The organism is Streptomyces sp. NPDC001816 (genome assembly GCF_042892235.1).
Taxonomy (GTDB): domain Bacteria; phylum Actinomycetota; class Actinomycetes; order Streptomycetales; family Streptomycetaceae; genus Streptomyces.
On sequence record NZ_JBIATY010000001.1, the window covers coordinates 55,424 to 72,770 of the forward strand.

Annotated in this window: 19 protein-coding genes and 1 pseudogene; 9 read left to right on the top strand and 11 right to left on the bottom strand. The window is 70.5% G+C overall.

From position 1 onward, the window contains the following. The first annotated feature begins 14 nt into the window (after positions 1 to 14). A complete protein-coding gene (locus tag ACFYZZ_RS00250) occupies positions 15 to 1,160 on the top strand; it encodes a hypothetical protein (protein WP_389169519.1) in 1,146 nt (381 codons plus the stop codon). A gap of 539 nt (positions 1,161 to 1,699) precedes the next feature. On the opposite strand, the gene ACFYZZ_RS00255 is transcribed toward ACFYZZ_RS00250, so the two are convergent. The 3 genes from ACFYZZ_RS00255 to ACFYZZ_RS00265 form a co-directional block, all read right to left on the bottom strand. After that, positions 1,700 to 2,146 carry a hypothetical protein gene (locus tag ACFYZZ_RS00255; RefSeq protein ID WP_389169521.1) on the bottom strand — a complete coding sequence of 149 codons (447 nt, stop codon included), beginning with the start codon at positions 2,144 to 2,146 and terminating at the stop codon, positions 1,700 to 1,702. 72 nt (positions 2,147 to 2,218) lie between these two features. After that, on the bottom strand, positions 2,219 to 2,848 hold the full coding sequence (locus ACFYZZ_RS00260; RefSeq protein WP_389169523.1) for a protein-L-isoaspartate O-methyltransferase: 630 nt from the start codon (positions 2,846 to 2,848) through the stop codon (positions 2,219 to 2,221). A 171-nt stretch (positions 2,849 to 3,019) separates the two neighbouring features. Beyond that, complete coding sequence (locus tag ACFYZZ_RS00265; RefSeq protein WP_389169526.1) at positions 3,020 to 3,493, bottom strand: DUF2267 domain-containing protein; 474 nt, start codon at positions 3,491 to 3,493, stop codon at positions 3,020 to 3,022. Between the two features lie 17 nt (positions 3,494 to 3,510). Here ACFYZZ_RS00265 and ACFYZZ_RS00270 point away from each other — a divergent pair, with 17 nt between their 5' ends. Beyond that, entirely contained in the window at positions 3,511 to 4,083 is a 573-nt protein-coding gene (locus ACFYZZ_RS00270; protein ID WP_389169529.1) for a YceI family protein, read from the top strand. A gap of 567 nt (positions 4,084 to 4,650) precedes the next feature. Here the strand turns inward: ACFYZZ_RS00270 and ACFYZZ_RS00275 are convergent. Both ACFYZZ_RS00275 and ACFYZZ_RS00280 read right to left on the bottom strand, forming a co-directional pair. Beyond that, on the bottom strand, positions 4,651 to 5,358 hold the full coding sequence (locus ACFYZZ_RS00275) for a rhodanese-like domain-containing protein (protein ID WP_389169532.1): 708 nt from the start codon (positions 5,356 to 5,358) through the stop codon (positions 4,651 to 4,653). A gap of 83 nt (positions 5,359 to 5,441) precedes the next feature. Then, on the bottom strand, positions 5,442 to 6,131 hold the full coding sequence (locus ACFYZZ_RS00280) for a hypothetical protein (protein ID WP_389169534.1): 690 nt from the start codon (positions 6,129 to 6,131) through the stop codon (positions 5,442 to 5,444). Positions 6,132 to 6,429: 298 nt separating this feature from the next. On the opposite strand from ACFYZZ_RS00280, the gene ACFYZZ_RS00285 reads away from it, so the two are divergent. The 4 genes and pseudogenes from ACFYZZ_RS00285 to ACFYZZ_RS00300 all read left to right on the top strand — a co-directional run bounded on the left by ACFYZZ_RS00285 (position 6,430) and on the right by ACFYZZ_RS00300 (position 9,659). Then, positions 6,430 to 8,424 carry an aconitate hydratase gene (locus ACFYZZ_RS00285; protein WP_389171929.1) on the top strand — a complete coding sequence of 665 codons (1,995 nt, stop codon included), beginning with the start codon at positions 6,430 to 6,432 and terminating at the stop codon, positions 8,422 to 8,424. Between the two features lie 177 nt (positions 8,425 to 8,601). Beyond that, positions 8,602 to 9,081, top strand: coding sequence for an Hsp20/alpha crystallin family protein (locus ACFYZZ_RS00290; RefSeq protein ID WP_389169536.1), 480 nt, complete (start codon positions 8,602 to 8,604; stop codon positions 9,079 to 9,081). Between the two features lie 113 nt (positions 9,082 to 9,194). Beyond that, a pseudogene (locus ACFYZZ_RS00295) lies at positions 9,195 to 9,311 on the top strand (hypothetical protein); the annotation flags it as partial. A 135-nt stretch (positions 9,312 to 9,446) separates the two neighbouring features. Continuing rightward, complete coding sequence (locus ACFYZZ_RS00300) at positions 9,447 to 9,659, top strand: hypothetical protein (RefSeq protein WP_389171932.1); 213 nt, start codon at positions 9,447 to 9,449, stop codon at positions 9,657 to 9,659. A 23-nt stretch (positions 9,660 to 9,682) separates the two neighbouring features. Here ACFYZZ_RS00300 and ACFYZZ_RS00305 read toward each other — a convergent pair whose 3' ends face one another. From ACFYZZ_RS00305 to ACFYZZ_RS00330, 6 genes are all read right to left on the bottom strand, one after another. Beyond that, positions 9,683 to 10,525, bottom strand: a complete 843-nt coding sequence (locus ACFYZZ_RS00305; RefSeq protein WP_389169539.1) for a hypothetical protein — start codon at positions 10,523 to 10,525, stop codon at positions 9,683 to 9,685. 240 nt (positions 10,526 to 10,765) lie between these two features. After that, entirely contained in the window at positions 10,766 to 11,395 is a 630-nt protein-coding gene (locus tag ACFYZZ_RS00310) for an ATP-binding protein (RefSeq protein WP_389169542.1), read from the bottom strand. A gap of 285 nt (positions 11,396 to 11,680) precedes the next feature. Beyond that, positions 11,681 to 12,325: a hypothetical protein gene (locus ACFYZZ_RS00315; RefSeq protein WP_389171935.1), complete on the bottom strand. Its 645-nt coding sequence runs from the start codon at positions 12,323 to 12,325 to the stop codon at positions 11,681 to 11,683. 2 nt (positions 12,326 to 12,327) lie between these two features. Further along, positions 12,328 to 12,483, bottom strand: coding sequence for a hypothetical protein (locus tag ACFYZZ_RS00320; RefSeq protein WP_389169544.1), 156 nt, complete (start codon positions 12,481 to 12,483; stop codon positions 12,328 to 12,330). Continuing rightward, positions 12,480 to 13,499: a non-homologous end-joining DNA ligase gene (gene ligD / locus ACFYZZ_RS00325; protein ID WP_389169547.1), complete on the bottom strand. Its 1,020-nt coding sequence runs from the start codon at positions 13,497 to 13,499 to the stop codon at positions 12,480 to 12,482. Before ligD ends, ACFYZZ_RS00320 begins: the two co-directional genes overlap by 4 nt. Positions 13,500 to 13,636: 137 nt before the next feature. Continuing rightward, the gene (locus tag ACFYZZ_RS00330) at positions 13,637 to 14,248 is read right to left on the bottom strand and encodes a DNA polymerase ligase N-terminal domain-containing protein (RefSeq protein WP_389169550.1); all 612 of its coding nucleotides are present in this window, start codon (positions 14,246 to 14,248) and stop codon (positions 13,637 to 13,639) included. Positions 14,249 to 14,762: 514 nt separating this feature from the next. Between ACFYZZ_RS00330 and miaB the strand changes: the two genes are divergently transcribed. Genes miaB through ACFYZZ_RS00345 form a run of 3 tightly spaced genes read left to right on the top strand, consistent with a single transcriptional unit; the run spans position 14,763 to position 17,339 of the window. Further along, positions 14,763 to 16,289, top strand: a complete 1,527-nt coding sequence (miaB, locus tag ACFYZZ_RS00335) for a tRNA (N6-isopentenyl adenosine(37)-C2)-methylthiotransferase MiaB (RefSeq protein WP_389169552.1) — start codon at positions 14,763 to 14,765, stop codon at positions 16,287 to 16,289. Positions 16,290 to 16,324: 35 nt separating this feature from the next. Continuing rightward, on the top strand, positions 16,325 to 16,615 hold the full coding sequence (locus tag ACFYZZ_RS00340) for a hypothetical protein (protein WP_389169555.1): 291 nt from the start codon (positions 16,325 to 16,327) through the stop codon (positions 16,613 to 16,615). A gap of 10 nt (positions 16,616 to 16,625) precedes the next feature. Continuing rightward, positions 16,626 to 17,339, top strand: coding sequence for a class III extradiol dioxygenase subunit B-like domain-containing protein (locus tag ACFYZZ_RS00345; protein ID WP_389169557.1), 714 nt, complete (start codon positions 16,626 to 16,628; stop codon positions 17,337 to 17,339). Positions 17,340 to 17,347: the final 8 nt, after the last annotated feature.

Genomic DNA, 17,347 nt, shown 5'->3' on the forward strand with positions numbered 1-17,347 from the left:
GCCATCGTGGGCGCATGGCATCGTCCCTCCCTGACCATGCGTCACTTCTCCGTGAACTCAAGGAGGTCAGGCGCGCCGGACTGGTGAGGCTGCGCGGGCGCGCGCTGCCCGGCCTGGAGTCGGCGGCGCAGTCGGTGCCCGCGACCGGCGCCCGGACTTCCGGCGCGGCCGTCGAGACGCTGCTGCGGCTCGCCGTGTCGCGCCTGGACGCCGGGACCCTGCGCACCGCCGCCGAGTACACCCTGGGGCTGGCCCAGGGCACCCGGGACTGGCCCGCGTCCTCCCGCCGGGCCCGCGCGGCCTCGGTGTACGGGGTGAGCGTCGAACGGTTCCGCAAGGACCACGAGGTGATGGTTCTCGGGCAGATCGCCGAGCACGTGCTGCGGCTGGCGGCGGAGACGGCCGCGGCGCCCGGAGCCGCCGCCGTGGCCGAGGAGGGTGTCGGCACGCACCGGACCGTGCGGGTCATGGTCGACGAGCGGCCGGTGACGCTCAGCCTCCATGTGCACCCGGTGGACCTGCTGCGCGACGTGGACGTGGTCGTCTCCCCGTCCAACGTCCACTTCGCGCTGCCCGAGCCGTACAAGTCGTCGGTCGCCGCCTCGCTGCGCCGGGCGGCCTCGGTGCGCGGCGTCACCGGTGACGTCCTGGACGACCCGGTCCACGACGAGCTGAACAAGTGGGCGTGCCGGAACGGCACTTCGGGGCGCGCCGTGCTGCCCGGCACCGTGGCCGCCACCGGTGCAGGGGCCCTGGCCGCACAGGGCGTACGACGGATCTACCACGCGGCCGTCGCCGTCCCCCGGGCCGGGACCAACGACTACGACGTGCTGCCGTCCGACATCACCAGGGCCGCCTCCCGCGCGCTCGCGCTCCTGGCGGAGGAACACGACCGCTTCGACCCGCCGCTGCGCTCGGTGTGCTTCCCGCTGCTCGGCTCCGGCCGCGGCGGACTGACGTACGACGTCAGCCTGGCCGCCGTATGGGCCGCCGTGGAGGCGGAGTTGGCCCGTGGGGCCGGGTGGGACGTCCACTTCCTGGTGCGTACGCCCGCGGCGGCGGCGCTCGTGGAGCGCATACCCGCCGGGATCCGACCACCCCACGACCCACGGCCGCCCGGCCGCCCCGATGGAATGGGAGAAGACCCCCGCTCCGCATGAGGGGTGCGGGGGTGGGCGAGCGGGTGCGAGGGGGGAGCCCGCTCGCCCGAAGTTCCGCTGTGGAAGGCTGCCCTTGGCGCCGTGTGGCATGGCCCTTGTCGTTCAGAAAGGTGACATTCAGTTATATTCGTGTCATAACAAGATTTTCAGTGCTCTCTACGTTTGCCTCTTCACATCTCCCTTGATCGCACACGCGTGACGGAAGGTGTGATGGCTTGTGATGCGAAGGATTGCTGTTTCATCGCTTGTGCTGGGAGCGGTGAGTCTTGGTCTGGCGTGTCAGTTGTCGGGGCCCGTAGCTGCAGCTCAGGAATCAACGGGCGCCGCACTGTCAGGAAGTACGTCCGCGAAAGTGCAGCGGAACGTGTCCCCGGCCGGGGTTCGCGGGATTGTCAGGGCGAGGAACGGCTTGAGTATCCGCGCCCAACCGACGAGCCTCTCTGCCGAGTTGGGCCATTACTCATGGGACGACCGGATCAGCATTGACACCGGGGCCACCGGGGCACGCGGGAGGTCTCACCCAAGGCGGGGGGACGGCCTCACCGCGCCAGTGTGTCGGCCACCTCCAGGTCCGGCAGGTCGAGCGAGCAGATCCGTTCGGCCTCGTCGGCGGGGATGCCGAACTGGCGCAGGAGGCCACGGACGACCAGGCCCGCGGACGTCGCGTCGTCGCGGTCGGGCTGCGCGTGCAGCAGCGCGCCCAGTGCCAGCGCGGCGCCCGCCGTCACCGCCGGCGCGAGGTCCAGGTCCTCCACCTCGAAGCGGCCCGCGTCCACGGCGGCGCGGATGTCGTGGAACGCGCGGGGCGCCAACCCGCGGTCGGACTGGGTCAGTTCGAGTCCGTGGTGCAGCAGGATCCGGCTCAGCTCCGGATGCCGGCGGTGCAGCCGGCCGGTCATGCGGAAGCTCTGGGCGACCTCGTCCTCGTCCGCCCCGACCAGCACGTGGCCTGGCGCGGAGACGCTCCGCCCGCGGACCCGCTGCACGTCATCGACCGCATCCGGGGCGCCCACCACTGAGCAGGCAACAGCGGGCCTTCCTCGGCTCCCTCCACGTCCTCAGCGCAATTCCGCATCGTCCAGTGCGAAGCCGTACCGTCCCTGCAACCGGACGAAGCGCGCAGAGGTCACCACCCGCGGCTGCTCAAGACCCGACGCGGTGCGTTCGAAGCACACCACCTCCTCGTGCCCGCCCGGCCCGATCGGCTGTACGAGGCGGCCGCCCTCGCGTACCTGCGCGACCAGCGGCGGGGGCACCTCCGGGAACGCGGCCGACACGAGGACCGCGTCGTACGGAGCCAGGTCCGGCACGCCCGCGCTGCCGTCGCTGACCCGCAGCTCCACGTTCCGTACGCCGTGCCGGGCGAGATTCGCGCGCGCCTGCCGGGCGATGCTCGGCCGCACCTCGACGCTGACCACGTCGGCGGCCAGCCGGGCCAGCAGCGCGGTCTGGAAGCCGAGGCCCGTACCGACTTCGAGGACATGCTCGTTCCCGGCCAGACCGAGGCTCTCGATCATCATGGCGGACAGCGACGGCTGCGTGGTGACCTGGCGCTGCCCGATCGAGACAGGGACGTCCCGGTAGGCGGCGGCCACCTCACCGGCCGGGACGAATCCCGCACGGGGCGTCGTGCCTACGGCTTCGAGCAGTCGCTCGTCCCTGATCCCGGCGGCTCTGAGGGCTCGCACGAGATCGTCGGGCCCCCTCGGACCGGACACAGAACTCATGGGCGGATCACCACCACCAGGCTAGGCGCCCGCTCCGGGAAAACAGCGGGCAAGGGGATGGAGACGAGGCCCTCGGACTCGGGGTTGCCGTTCTCGGCGCCACGGCGATCTCATCGCAAGGAGTCGCCGGGGTCACCGCGGTGCGAAGCCGGCTTCTTCGATGCCGACCACCGGCCAGTGGACGACACGGCCCGGCGGTGCGTCGAGGTCCTCGCACAGCAGCACAAGTTCCGTCGCCCCGTCCGGAACACCGGACAAGTTCAGCGGTGGTGGACACGTTCCCCGCGTCCTCGGTGTACCAGGGCGGAAGACGGTGATGGTCCGTCCTGGAAGACGGGGCTCTCCAGCGTTCGGCGATCTCGTACGGCAGCTGGGCGGCGAGCTTTCCGCCGGTCCGGCGGGGATGCACTCGGCGAGCGTTGCAAGAGCTGCGCTCGTCGCCCTTTCTGCAGCGCCACGACTGTCCAGCCGCGCCCGTGCCTGCACCCGGCCGATGAACTCCTCGTGGCGCCTGTCCCGCCACCTCCTGCCCGGATCCGCGCGACCCCGCCATTGCGGGTAACCAGGGGCGCCTTCCGTTAGGCGGGTCCCGAAACCCAGGATCATCACGTAAAGTCACTAACGTGACAGTGAGTGATGGCGTGTACGCCTTCGGGCCACCGACCGGCCGCCTGACGATCAGGACCAGCCGTGCCGGGCTGGGGCGGAGAGCGGGACACGACCTTGCGATCGAGGCCACTCGTTGGGCCGGGGACGCGGTGGTCGTCACCAGCGATCCAGGGAAGTCGTCGGTGACCGTGACGGTCGAGACCGGGTCGCTGAACGTACGTGAGGGAACGGGGGGAATCAAACCGCTCACCGACGCCGACCGCGCCGAGATCAAGCAGACACTTGAGAGTGAGCGGCTGCTGCACGCCGCGGACCACCCGACCATCACCTTCCGCTCCACCGCCATCACGGGAACGCCCGACGACTTCGAGATCACGGGGGACCTGACCATCAAGGGCCGAAGCCATCCGGTCACGGTGCACGGCGGCAGCGACGGCGATGGCCAGGTGTGCGGCTGGGCCACGCTCGCCCAGTCCACCTGGGGGATCAAGCCGTACACCGCGTTTATGGGTGCGCTGAAGGTGGCCGACGAGGTCCGGATCGAGTACGCGGTGACCGAGCTGCAGCCGCCACCCGGGCCGGCGTAAGGGGCGTGGTGGGAAGCCCGGTTCGATACGGCAGCTCCATCACTGCCAGGCGCAGGCCAGGTGCCTGCCGGCCGCAGAGTTCGCTGTACGGTGGCGCGGCTCGGGGCATGGTCGCCCCGCCGATGGCGGCGGCGACCCGGGTCCTGCCCTGGTGCATGGCCAGGATCTCCTCCGCCGCGTGCGCCAGGCTGCCCGGGTGCTGCCGCAGTTGCCGTCACGAGCAATGTCCCGGGACGGTGCCTTGGCCAACTGACGCCACTCGCCCCTCCAGTTCCTCTTCGACGGCTTCGGGCCGGGCGGCCACCTCGTCGACGAAGCCCCAGAAACCGCTCGTGCTCCTCCGGCTGCGGCAGTGCTTGCATCCGATGACGAGACGGCGACTGCGGTTGCCGTCGGAAGGCTGACGGATTACGAAGTAGCGCCGGACGTCCTCGATGTCCGCCGGACGTCCTCGATGTCGTGGACCTGCTCCTGCTCGACTCGGGGCGGTACGCGATGTAGATGTCACCTCGCTCGATGACGTCGTTCCCCATGTGCACGCCCGGTTTGCCGAGGTCGCGGTGCCGGTCAAGCCGTCATGGCGGGGTGGGCGCGGACCGCTTGCTCGCCGGACGTGCGGTCCATCAGTCCCAGCAGGCGTCCTTCCGGGTCGGTGACGACGATGGTGTCCACTCCGGCCTTCGCCATGCGCTCCAGGAGCGGACCAAGCGGCTCGTTGGCCCTTACGGTCGCGGGTCCCGGGCGCATCACCTGCTTCACGCCGACACCCGGGTGAGCCTCGGCCTCACGGCGCCGCAGCAGACCGGTGACCACCTGGTCGTCATCCACCACAACGCCCACGGCCTGCCCCGCCTCACGCATGCGGTCCAGCACCAGACCAGCCGGCGCATCGGCCCGGCAGGTGACCACCGTGCGCCGTGCCACGTCCCCCGCCGACAGACTCTCTGCCGCCGGGCCTTCGGTGGGCAGTCCGGCCGCCAGCCAGTCCGCCTTGCCCGGAACATAGTCGTAGACCTGGCGGAAGCCGAGCTGTTCCAGCTGAGCGGCGGCCCGTGGGCTCATGTCGCACAGCCAGTCCCAGCAGTACACGACCACCGGCCGGTTCGGATCCAGCCGGTTCCGTGCCTCGCGGTCCAGATCCCGCAGCCACAGGTGTACCGCCCCGGGCAGGTGCGCCTGCTCGTATTCCTCGCGTGGCAGCACCTCGACCAGCTGCGCCTGCTCCTCCTCGACGAGCCGGCGCACCTTCTGTCGATCCATCACACGTGTCGGCATCGCTCCCACCTCCTCGGTTTTCGGCTCCGTGGTGACCGTCGACCGCGGTCGGCCGTTGTCCAGGCCGCACCGAAGGGTGAGGATCATCGCTTCCCGGGGACGGCAGGCCGCTCTGGGCGCGTGATGTCCTGCGGCGACGCCGCACTGTCCGCCTCATGGCCGAAGCGCAGCGAGTACATACGGCCTTCTACGCCCCATTCTCCGCCGGCCGGCTTCAGTCCGGCATCGATCGCGCGCAGGCTGGGGCGCCCGATATGGGCGTAGACCAGGCGCCGCACCCCCTGCTGTGCGGCCTGCTCACCGATGGCGCGGACGCTCGCGTGGCCGCCCACACCGCCCCGGAACCGTATGGGCCGGTCCCAGGCGGCTGCCTCGGCGAACATCAGGTCGGCCCCCGTGGCCCAGGCCGGAAATTCCCAGAACTCCGGTGCCCAGACCACCACCACGTCTCCGGCTTGGATGCGATATCCGTACGCGGGGTGCGAGGTGTGGACCACCGGACGGCAGCGCACCAGCACCTCTCCGACCCGCAGGTCGCCTGCGCGTATGCGGACATCACGCATGGCCGCCCGTCGGCGCAGTACCGACCGCAACTCGGAACTCTCGTCGGTGACCAGCCACGCGTCCAGCCGCCCGGGGGGCGGTTCGGCCCCGGGTCCGCCGTCGAAGGCCACCCGGTGCCCCGCGCACCGCAGCAGCAGGCCCGCCGGGGCGAACCGGGGCGAGTTCATCGCTCCCACACCGGGGAGCGTCAGCCGCAGCCAGTGGTACATGAAACCTCCCACGCGCGCCCAGGCCATGCCCGTGGTTGCGGGTGCCGGGCCGAAGGCGGATGCAGCGACTTCACACGGCTGACCAGGTCGTCGAACTCGGCCAGTGATCGGCCAGTGAATCGTCGAGTACCCATTCGGGTGCTGCTCACGCTGTACGAGAGACGAGGGCGTCGCAGTCGGCCGAAAGGTGCGCGTCGGCTTGCCGCTTCCTGGTGGGGCGAGCAGCCTGGGCGTTGTGACGCTCTCGCACGGCACGCTGTCCCACCGGCTCATCGCTGATCATCTCGTCGACGGTGTGATGGAGCCGGGCCAGGAGATCGGGCTGCGGATCGACCAGACGCTCACCCAGGACGCTACTGGCACCCTCGTGATGCAGGAGCTGGAGGCTCTCGGTCTGGACCGGGTCCGTACCGAGGTCAGCGTCCAGTACGTCGACCACAACCTGCTCCAGGCGGACGAGCGCAACGCCGAGGACCACGCGTTCCTGCGCTCCGCCTGCCGCCGCTTCGGCATCTGGTACTCCAAGCCCGGCAACGGCGTCTCCCACCCGACCCACATGCAGCGCTTCGGCATCCCCGGCAAGACGCTCGCCGGATCCGACTCGCACACCTGCGCCGCCGGGTCGCTCGGCATGCTCGCCCTGGGCACCGGCGGCCTGGAGGTCGCGCTCGCCATGGCCGGACGGCCCCTGTGGGTGACCATGCCGGAGATCTGGGGCATTCGCCTGACCGGCCGGCTGCCGGAGTGGGTCAGCGCCAAGGACGTGGTGCTGGAGCTCCTGCGGCGCCACGACGTCAAGGGGGCGGTCAACAGGATCCTGGAGTACCACGGCCCCGGCATGGAGCATCTGTCCGCGATGGACCGGCACGTCATCGCCAACATGGGCGCCGAGCTGGGCGCCACCACCTCCGTCTTCCCCGCCGACGACGCAGTGCGCGCATTTCTGCGCGCCGAGGACCGCGAGGCCGACTTCCGTGAGCTGGCCGCCGAGCCGGACGCCGTCTACGACCTGACCGACGAGGTCGACCTCGCCACCCTCCAACCGCTCATCGCCCGCCCCACCTCGCCCGGCAACGTCGTCCCGGTGCGCGAGGTCGCGGGCGAGCCCATCGGTCAGGCCGTCATCGGCTCTTCCGCCAACCCGGGGCTGCGTGACTTCGCCATCGCCGCTGCCATTGTCGCCGGCCGCCAGACCCACCCGGCCGTCAGCTTCGACGTCAATCCGACAGGCCGTGAGATCCTCGCCGACCTCACCAGGATGGGCGCCACCTTCGACCTGATCGCCGCCGGGGCCCGTATCCACCAGGCCGGCTGCCTGGGCTGCATCGGCATGGGCCAGGCCCCGGCCCCCGGCCGGAACAGCCTGCGCACCTTCCCGCGCAACTTCCCCGGCCGCTCCGGCACCGAGGAGGACGCCGTGTGGTTGTGCTCCCCGGAGACCGCCGCCGTCTCCGCCCTCACTGGCACGATCACCGACCCCCGCGCGTGGGCGGCCGCGGAGGAGATGCCATACCCGGACCTGCGGCTGCCCGAGCACGCCTCCGTCAACCGCGCCATGCTGGAGCCCCCGCTGCCGTCCCAGGACGCTGCTCAGGTCGAGCTGGAACGCGGCCCCAACATCTCCGGGCTTCCCGACTTCGACCCACTTCCCGACGAACTGACGGGCCCGGTCCTCCTCAAGTGCGGTGACAACGTCTCCACCGACGAGATCTCCCCGGCCGGAGCGAAGGCGCTGCCGTACCGCTCGAACATCCCCAAGCTCGCCGAGTTCACCTTCACCCGGATCGACCCCGACTACCCCCGGCACGCCGCCGACCTGGCCGCCGACGGCAGACCCGGCCACCACTTCGTCATCGGAGGGGAGAACTACGGCCAGGGCTCCTCCCGCGAGCACGCCGCCATCACCCCACGCCACCTCGGCCTGCGCGCGGTCATCGCCAAGTCCTACGCCCGCATCCACTGGCAGAACCTGGCCAACTTCGGCGTCCTGCCACTGGAGTTCACCGACCCGGGCGACTACGACCGCATCGACACCGGCGACCGGCTACGGCTGGCCGGCCTCCACACCGCCCTCGCCCCGGGAACCGAGCCTCTGCTGCTGTTGCACAACACCAACAAGGACGAGACCTACCAGGTCCGGCACCGCCTCTCCGACGGCCGGCGGCGCACCATACTCGCCGGAGGAACGATCGCGGCCCTCGCCCGCGAGGAACAGCAGAACCCGGGAGACACCGGCGCCGACACCCTGGCCACGACGACGGAGCCGGGCGACCTCAGCAACAGCGGCGGCTGAATTCCTCTCCTGATCCCACCTTTCCCACGGCGTGTCAACAGGTGCAGACAGTCCTGTGGCGAGCACGAACACGAAGTCCATGAATGCGGTGCCGTACTCGCCGTGGCGGACCTGACCGTCGTCCTCCGACGTCGGCGGAGAGAACGCGTATGGCCCACTCACCGGAGGTGAACCGCGATGACGCTGCCCGTACGACGTCGGTCCGGAAGCCTGTTGGACAGGCCCTTCGCCGGCTTCGGCTGGGGTGAACCCATCGCTGCCGAGTTCGAGGATCTGTTCGAGCGCATGAACAGGCTGCTGCAAGGTGCCGCCGCCGCTCCTGGCGCCGCACTGGCCTGGTCTCCTGCGGCGGACATGCGAGAGACCGACGACGCCTATGTGATCGAGGCAGAACTGCCCGGGATCAGGCGGGACGACATCGACATCGAGATGAGCGAGCGGGAGCTGCGCATCACTGGGGAGTACAAGGAGCGGGAGCGTGAGGGTGTCCTGCGTCGCACCACCCGCCGCACCGGCCGTTTCGAGTACCAGAGCCTGCTGCCCGCCGATGTCAGGGCGGAGGAGGTCAGCGCCACCCTGCACGAGGGCGTGCTGACCGTCACCGTGCCCAAGACACAGGCTGTCAAGCCGCGGCATATCGAGATCACCGAGTCCTGACCCCGCCCGGTGCGTGTCGCGAAGCCGCCGCACGGCGGGTCCGTGTCTGGGCGGGGTCGGCCCCGCCGTGCGGCGGCCGATCTGCCGGCACAGGGAGGCGCGACCACTTGCTGATGCCCCACGTCAGGACCGCGGCCGCTGCGCTGCGCGCCCACCGGTCCGCATGGGCCGGTCTGCTGCGGGATCCGCTGAGCTCGCTCAGCTACCGCCGGCTCGACGACGCCGCGTACACGCTCTGCCGCTCTGCGCGGCAGTGGGCTTATGGTGGTCAAAGGGACTTTCCTCGGGCAGCGAGCCGAGCAGTCGTGTACGCATCGTGTACGCCGCTTCACCTGCTTGCCCTGCTTGCCGGTCTGCGGGGCGTCATGCGAGTCGAACTGATCCAACCCGCCGCCAACGTGCTCTTCGATGTGCCGGACGAGACGCACGCGGAGATCATCGCGCTCATCGACGCGGTCACCGAGGACGCGCAGACCCGGGCCCCGGACCTGGCGGCAGCGTTCGGCGAGTGGTGCTGGCTCGTCTACACGGTCCACGGCGACGTGATCGAGGTACTGGACGTCGGTTGCGCATGGTGAGCCCCTGATCGGTCGCGTGACTGTCACCGCGTATCGGGCCGGGACTCGTAGTGCAGGCTGTGGAAACGACCGGCCTTCTCGCGCCCTGCGGGGTCGCCGCCCAGCGCCCGTACCGCCTCGATCGCATACCGCTGTTCCCGCTCGCCGGTGAAGAGGCGCTGCGGATAGGTGCGGGAGACATCGACGGTGGTGCTCAGACCGTGCGCGGCCAGTGCCCGGACGATCGGGTGGTACGACACGGTCCGCAGAACGAACGCGCTGACCCACACCGGCCTTCGGGCGCCCTCCAGCAGTGCCGTGAATGTGCGGGCGGTGACATAGCTGTCGCCGCCTGTCAGCGTGACGAGGCCGACCTCAGCGAGCGTGCGCCTCAGACCGGGACTGGGTGGGGCCTGTTCCAGGTCGTCGGTGAAGGCGGCGTCCAGGAGCCCCACCTCCAGCGCGTAGTGCACGGCGGGTGCCGCGACGTCCAGGCCGAAGACGGGTACCGCGTCCGGTCGGCGTCGCTCGGCGTAGAACTCCTTGTCCTGTGCCGCGAGTTCCGCCGTCGACATGGTCTGGCGGTCGGGGGAGGAGTACCGCTCGTACATCTTCGCCAGCGTGACGTCGTGGTTGAGCAGCGCGGCGTTGATCCCGTACGAACAGCACACGTCCAGCACCGCCGGCCTGCCGGGGCGGCCGTCGTCGAGCGCGGCCCGGTTGGTTGCTGCCTGCCGGAAGACCGGCTGGGCATGATGCGGGATCTCGTACTCGAGCGGGGCAAGCCGCCGGAAGTAGGCGCGGGGGTCCGGACGGTCGTAGATGTCATCGAACCGCGACTTGCCGCCCACCACGCCCTCGGTATCGCCAGGGCCGGATTCGGCCATTCTGTACTCCTCCTCCTGGAACATTGATGTACATCCATCATGTCCCGCCTTCCGTGCCGGGGACGTCTGCCGCGCACGGCCGAGCACGGGGCACACCGGGGCGTCCACGTCCACCCACTGACACCGGCGGCGTTCGACGCGCGCAGGCCGGCATGAGCGGCTCAGCAACGGGGGACACGGTGGGCATGGAAGGCGCACCTGTGACTGTGCAGCCGCCGGGCCCTGACGGTGGTCGGCGGGTCACGATCCGCGGTGAGTTCGTCGGCACCGCATACCACCTGCTTGATGTCGTGGAGTTTCTGCGTCAAAAGGGCCTGCCGGAGACGGATACGACGGTCGAGGACCCAGACCTGATCGAGTGGCGCGGCGGTGGGCCGACAGTTTGGGCGGCGGATGAGTGACCCAAGGGCATCGGAGCCTCGTGCTCGGCTGCCTGCCGGTCGTCCTGCCGGAGCTGCCGAGCCACCGAATGATCTCCTGACAGCTGGCGATCACGATGCGCTCGGCGAGCAGGTTCTGTTCCAGCATCGTCCGCAGGTCCGTGCGGGGCGGAGTGGTGGAGTCGGTGTGCGTTCGCTCAGCCGGCGTCGCCGGATCGAAGAGGCCGCCGTCGTAGAGTTCCGCCACTTCGGCAACGGAGCGCAGCCCGCGGTCGGCCACGCCGACGAGGAGGTCGTCGCGGTCCAGGGCGAGATGGACAGCCACGGTCGTGGAATCGGCACCGGCGTGGCGTATCGCGTTGGCGACCGGTTCGCTGACGGCCAGCAGCGCCGCGTCGACCAGTGCGGAACCCGGGGCGACCACAAGCTCCACGAGAACCTGCTGTGTGGCGACCCGTGCCGTGCACACCGACGCCGATGCCGTGCTCACCGTCACCACATGCGCTGACCACCCGCAGCATGCCGCCGCGTACCTCGGCTTCGGCGGCGGCCCAGTCCGCGGCCAGCCGGCTGTGCGGAGACGTCCGGCCGGCCTGGACCAGTCGGCTGGGCCTGCGCAGAACCGACCTGGAGCCCGCTCGTCGAACAGCGGAGGATCGTCGCCCGCGATCGCGTCGACGTCCAGCTCCTCCTGGAAGGGCGCCCCGATCTCTTACGGACCACCACCACATCGAGCGGGGCCTGCAGCGCCGCAGCCACTTCCCACCGATGGCGCTCACGCAGCCTCGTCTTCGACGAGGGTGTCGAGCTGCCGTCTGGCGCGGGTGAGGGAGCGACGGCAGCGGCTGAGCCCCTGCCATGCGTTGCCCCGGACGGAGAGGCGATCCTGCAGCGTGCGCAGTGTCCATCGTTGCGGACCGAGTTCCGGGTCGTCGAGTTCGTCCCAGCTGATGGGGGTCGCGATGGGGGCGTGGAGGCGGGCGCGCACGGCGTAGGGGGCGACCGAGGTCTGGGCGTAGGCGTTGCGTTGGGTGTCGAGGTAGAGCCGGCCGCGGCGTTTGTCCTTGCGGGGCGCTGTGGTCAGCTTGTCGGGGTGGCGAGCGGCCAGCAGCTCGGCGGTGCTGCGGGCGAACGCGCGTGCGGTGTCGAAGTCGGTGCGACGGTCGAGCAGGACCAGCAGGTGCAGACCGCGGGAGCCGGTGGTCATCACCGCGGGCGCCAGCCCGAGGTCGGTGAGGAAGTCGCCGAGTTGCCGGGCGGTCCATCGGACGATCTCGAAGTCGTCGGCCGGAGGGTCGAGGTCGAACACCAGCCGGTCGGGGCAGTCGAGACGGTCGGCGCGGCTGAGCCAGGGGTGCGGGGTGATGCACGCCTGGTTGGCGAGGTAGGCGAGGGTGGCGGCGTCGTCGCAGACCACCATGGTCACTGTGCCGCCCTCCTTGGGGACTTCGCGGCGCGGTAGTAGTCGACGAACTCGGCCTTGGTGATTCCGTCGTCGGGAAAGAGTTCCTTGTCCGGGTTGGACAGCGGCACACTGCGCCCGCCGATACGGATCTCCTCCTTCGCTGTCCGGCTCATCCCTTCCCTCCTTTCGGCCGTTCCCTGACCACGTGGGCGGCCGGCTTGTCGGCCCGTAGGCCGAGATACCGCGGGTGGCGCAGCTTGCCGTCGCCGGTCCACTCGGTGAAGCCGATCTCGGCGACGAGTTCCGGCCGGACCCAGTGGGCGCCGCGTTCGCGTACGTCGTCTCCCGCGAACGGCTGGTCGTCGTGTTCCAAGGAGTCCAGCCGCTTGCGCAGGCGCGTCAGGGTGTTTCTGTCGTAGCCGGTGCCGACCTTTCCCGCGTACACCAGGCGCCGGCCTTCGTAGTGGCCGACCAGCAGGGCGCCGAATCCGACGCGCTGCCCCTGCGGCTCGGTGAAGCCGCCGATCACCAGTTCCTGCCGATGGCCGCATTTGAACTTCAGCCAGTTGGTTGACCGCCGGGAAATGTACGTGCTGTCGGCTCGTTTGGCGATCAGTCCCTCCCAGCCGCGCTCGCACGCCTGGTGCAGATACGTCTCGCCCGTCCTGTTGCGGTGGGGGGTGAAGCGGAGCGGAGAGGTGTAGGTCAGGGCGCGGCGGAGCAGGGCCTTGCGGGTGCGCAGCGGCAGGCCGGTGAGATCCTTTCCGTCCAGGCGCAGCAGGTCGAAGACGTAATAGGTGATCGCGATCCGGCTGGCCCGGGCCTGGTTTTCATCTGTGACGCCCAGGCGCTGCTGGAGCCGGGTGAAGCTGGTCCGGGTGCCTTCGAAGGCGACGACCTCGCCGTCGACCAGGAAGTCGTGGCAGGACTGGCGGGCGAGGGCGTCCGCCGCTTCGGGGTAGGTCGCGGTGAGTGTCTGGCCGCTTCGGGAGAGCAGCCGGGCTTCTGCCCCGTCTCGCAGTCCGAGGCACCGTTCGCCGTCGAGTTTCCGCTCGTAGATCCAGGCGGGATCGGAGAACGGGGTGTCGGTCAGCGTGGCCAGCATCGGCTTCGGGCTGCGTGCCGTCGCCGGACGCAGCAGCCTGCGTTCCTCCCCGGACAAGTCGTCCAGGAGGCTGTCAGCAGGCACCTTGAAGCCCCCTTCCAGGTGCGCCCGAGTCGCGGGGACGGCTCTCTCCTGCCTCGTACCGCCCCTCTTGTGTCCCCCGTCGGGACGGCAGCAAACGCCGTCAGCCGTGGGTGGGCGCGCCCCGGCTTCGTCCGCCGCTACTGGCGTGGCGCGGAGCCTGAAGCTATCTGCCTCAGCGTGCGCCCGCTACGCGTGGAGCGCGCCCGGGACGGTGCGGGCGCGTCCCGGTCGGCGACCCGATGGTCAGCCCGCTTGACCAGCAACCAGGCCTCATCCCCGCCGTCCTCGCCCTTCCGGAAGCGGGTGAGGGCGTAGCCGCCGTGCAGCTTGGCTCCGTCCAGCCAGAAGGACGCGTGGCCGTGTTCCAACGCCTCGCCCATGGGTGTCTCGCGGCCCTTGCTGTCGGGCAGCGGGTGATAGGTGCCCTCGTCCCAGATGAGTACCGTGCCCGCGCCGTACTCCCCTTCCGGAATCGTGCCCTCGAAATCCTGATATTCCAGCGGGTGATCCTCGGTGGGCGTGGCCAGCCGCTTGTCGTGCGGGTCGCTGGAGGGCCCCTTGGGGACCGCCCAGGACTTGAGCACCCCGTCCACCTCAAGCCGGAAGTCGAAGTGCATCGTGCTGGCGTCGTGCAGCTGGATCACATACCGGCACTCATCCCTGGCTCGGCGGTTACCGCCTCCAGGCTCCTTGGTCTTGGAGAAATCGCGCTTGCGGTGGTATTCCGCGAGGGCATCTTTCGCGTTCATGGCCTCCTCCCTGGCCATTGCCGATGCCTGCCGCGCTCGGCGGACGGCCCTCGTAGGAGTCCCTCGTAGGAGTCCGCCCGTGAGCGCGTTGTCCGGGTACCCAGGTGCCGTTGATACCTTCCTGGCAGGAGCGCCGGAGTCTCCGCCCGGGAGTTCCGGCCGTTCATCGAGTTCCTCGGCCATCGCCACGACGCGTGGGCCGTCGACCTTCCGGCCGGCCGGCGCGCGGGACTGGCAGCGTACGGCCGCCCGCGCAGGCAAGATCGGCCTTCTGACCGGCGTGGATGCCGCCGCATACCCACGCGACTTCGCCGGCTTCGTCCGCTCGCACCAGGAACTGAGCAAGATCCGCACCCGCTATCCGCTCCCGCTGCCGCTCGACGCCGCCGGCGCGGCCACGGCACTCACCGCCCGAGACGAGATCGTCTGGCGTCCGATGTGTGCGAACCGAGCCTGCGATGACCGGACAGGAGGGCCGAAACGGCGGTCTCCGCGAAGCGCCTACCCTTGACCCATGACCATCAGCAGCGACCGGAGCCCCGCAGTGGACGTAGCAGCACCCAAGACCTACGAAGTCCGTACCTACGGGTGCCAGATGAACGTCCACGATTCCGAGCGATTGTCCGGGCTGCTCGAAGACGCCGGGTACGTGCGCGCCCCCGAGGGGTCGGACGGGGACGCGGACGTCGTGGTCTTCAACACGTGCGCGGTGCGCGAGAACGCCGACAACCGGCTCTATGGCAACCTCGGTCGCCTTGCCTCCAAGAAGGCGAGCCACCCCGGTATGCAGATCGCGGTCGGCGGCTGCCTTGCGCAGAAGGACCGCGACACCATTGTGCAGAAGGCGCCCTGGGTGGACGTCGTCTTCGGCACGCACAACATCGGCAAGCTGCCCGTCCTGCTGGAGCGCGCCCGCGTCCAGGAAGAGGCGCAGGTCGAGATCGCCGAGTCCCTGGAGGCGTTCCCCTCCACGCTGCCGACCCGGCGCGAGAGCGCCTACGCGGCCTGGGTCTCGATCTCCGTCGGCTGCAACAACACCTGCACCTTCTGCATCGTCCCGGCCCTGCGCGGCAAGGAGAAGGACCGCCGCACCGGCGACATCCTCGCCGAGATCGAGGCCCTGGTCGGCGAGGGCGTCTCCGAGATCACGCTGCTCGGCCAGAACGTCAACGCGTACGGCTCCGACATCGGCGACCGCGAGGCCTTCAGCAAGCTGCTGCGCGCCTGCGGGAACATCGAGGGCCTGGAGCGTGTCCGCTTCACCTCCCCGCACCCGCGCGACTTCACCGACGACGTGATCGCCGCCATGGCCGAGACGCCGAACGTGATGCCGCAGCTGCACATGCCGCTGCAGTCCGGCTCGGACACCGTCCTGAAGGCGATGCGCCGCTCCTACCGGCAGGAGCGCTACCTCGGGATCATCGAGAAGGTGCGGGCCGCCATCCCGCACGCCGCGATCACCACCGACATCATCGTGGGCTTCCCGGGGGAGACGGAGGAGGACTTCGAGCAGACCCTCCACGTCGTCCGCGAGGCGCGCTTCACGCAGGCGTTCACCTTCCAGTACTCCAAGCGGCCCGGCACCCCCGCCGCCACCATGGACGACCAGATCCCCAAGGAGGTCGTCCAGGCGCGCTACGAGCGGCTCGTCGCCCTCCAGGAGGAGATCTCCTGGGAGGAGAACAAGAAGCAGGTCGGTCGCACCCTGGAGCTGATGGTCGCCGAGGGCGAGGGCCGCAAGGACGGCGCCACCCACCGCCTGTCCGGCCGCGCCCCCGACAACCGCCTGGTCCACTTCACCAAGCCGGAGCAGGACGTCCGCCCCGGCGACGTGGTCACCGTCGAGATCACGTACGCCGCCCCGCACCACCTCCTCGCCGAGGGCGCTGTCCTCGCCGTGCGCCGCACGCGCGCGGGCGACGCGTGGGAGAAGCGCAACGCCGCTCAGGCCGCCAAGCCGGCGGGTGTGATGCTGGGGCTGCCGACGATCGGGGTGCCGGCGCCGCTGCCGGCCGCCACGAGCGGCTGCGCGCTGGACTGAGCGCACCTGGAACCGAGGGGCAGGGGGGGCGGAACATGGCGCACTGGGTGGTTCTCGCGCAGTTCGGTCACGGGGACGAGTACCGCAGCGATGAGGCGGCGCGCTTCGAGGGCACCCTGGAGGAGGCCCGCGCCCGCCTCTACGAGCTGGCCTGCACCCATCGCCCCCGCCACGGGCTGCGCCAGCAGCGCCGTGCCGTCTACCGGATCGGGGACGGGGACGCCTACTACGCGGACATCGAGGGTCTGGTCTCCACGTTCCGCGTGATCTACCGGCTTGCCGAGCTGGTGTGGAGCTCCGACCCGGTGCCACCCCCCTGGCAGTAGGCTCCCGATCATGCTTGTCGCCGCAGCCGTCTGCCCCTGCCCGCCGCTGCTCGTGCCCGAGGGCGCCGCGGGTGCCGCACCCGAAATGGACACCGCGCGCGCGGCGTGCACTGACGCGCTCGGCGTGCTCGCCGCCGCCCGCCCCGACCTGCTGGTGGTCGTCGGGCCCGCCGAGCAGAGCGGGCGCGGCCGGCACCCGCAGGGCACCCCGGGCTCGTTCCGGGGCTTCGGCGTCGACGTGGACGTACGCCTCGGCCCGGCCACGGACGCCGCACCCGACCGTGAGCTGCCCACGTCGCTGGCGGTCGGCGCCTGGCTGCTGGAGCGCACCGGCTGGGCGGACGCCCCGATCGAGGGTCTCGGCGTCGGGGAATCGCTCGCGCCCGAGCGATGCGTCGAGGCCGGACGGGACATCGCCGCCCGGGCCGGGCGGGTGGCGCTGCTGGTGATGGGCGACGCCAGCGCGTGCCGCACACTCAAGGCACCGGGATACCTGGACGAGCGGGCGGCGCCCTTCGACGCCGAGGTCGCGCGTGCGCTGGGAGCGGCGGACGTGGCGGCCGTCGAGGCGCTGGACGCCGAACTGGCGCACGAGCTGAAGGCCTCCGGCCGCGCGCCCTGGCAGGTCCTCGCCGGCGCGGCCGAGGACGCAGGCCTGAGCGGGGCACTCCTCTACGACGACGCCCCGTACGGCGTCGGGTACCTGGTCGCCACCTGGTCCTAGGGGCCGCC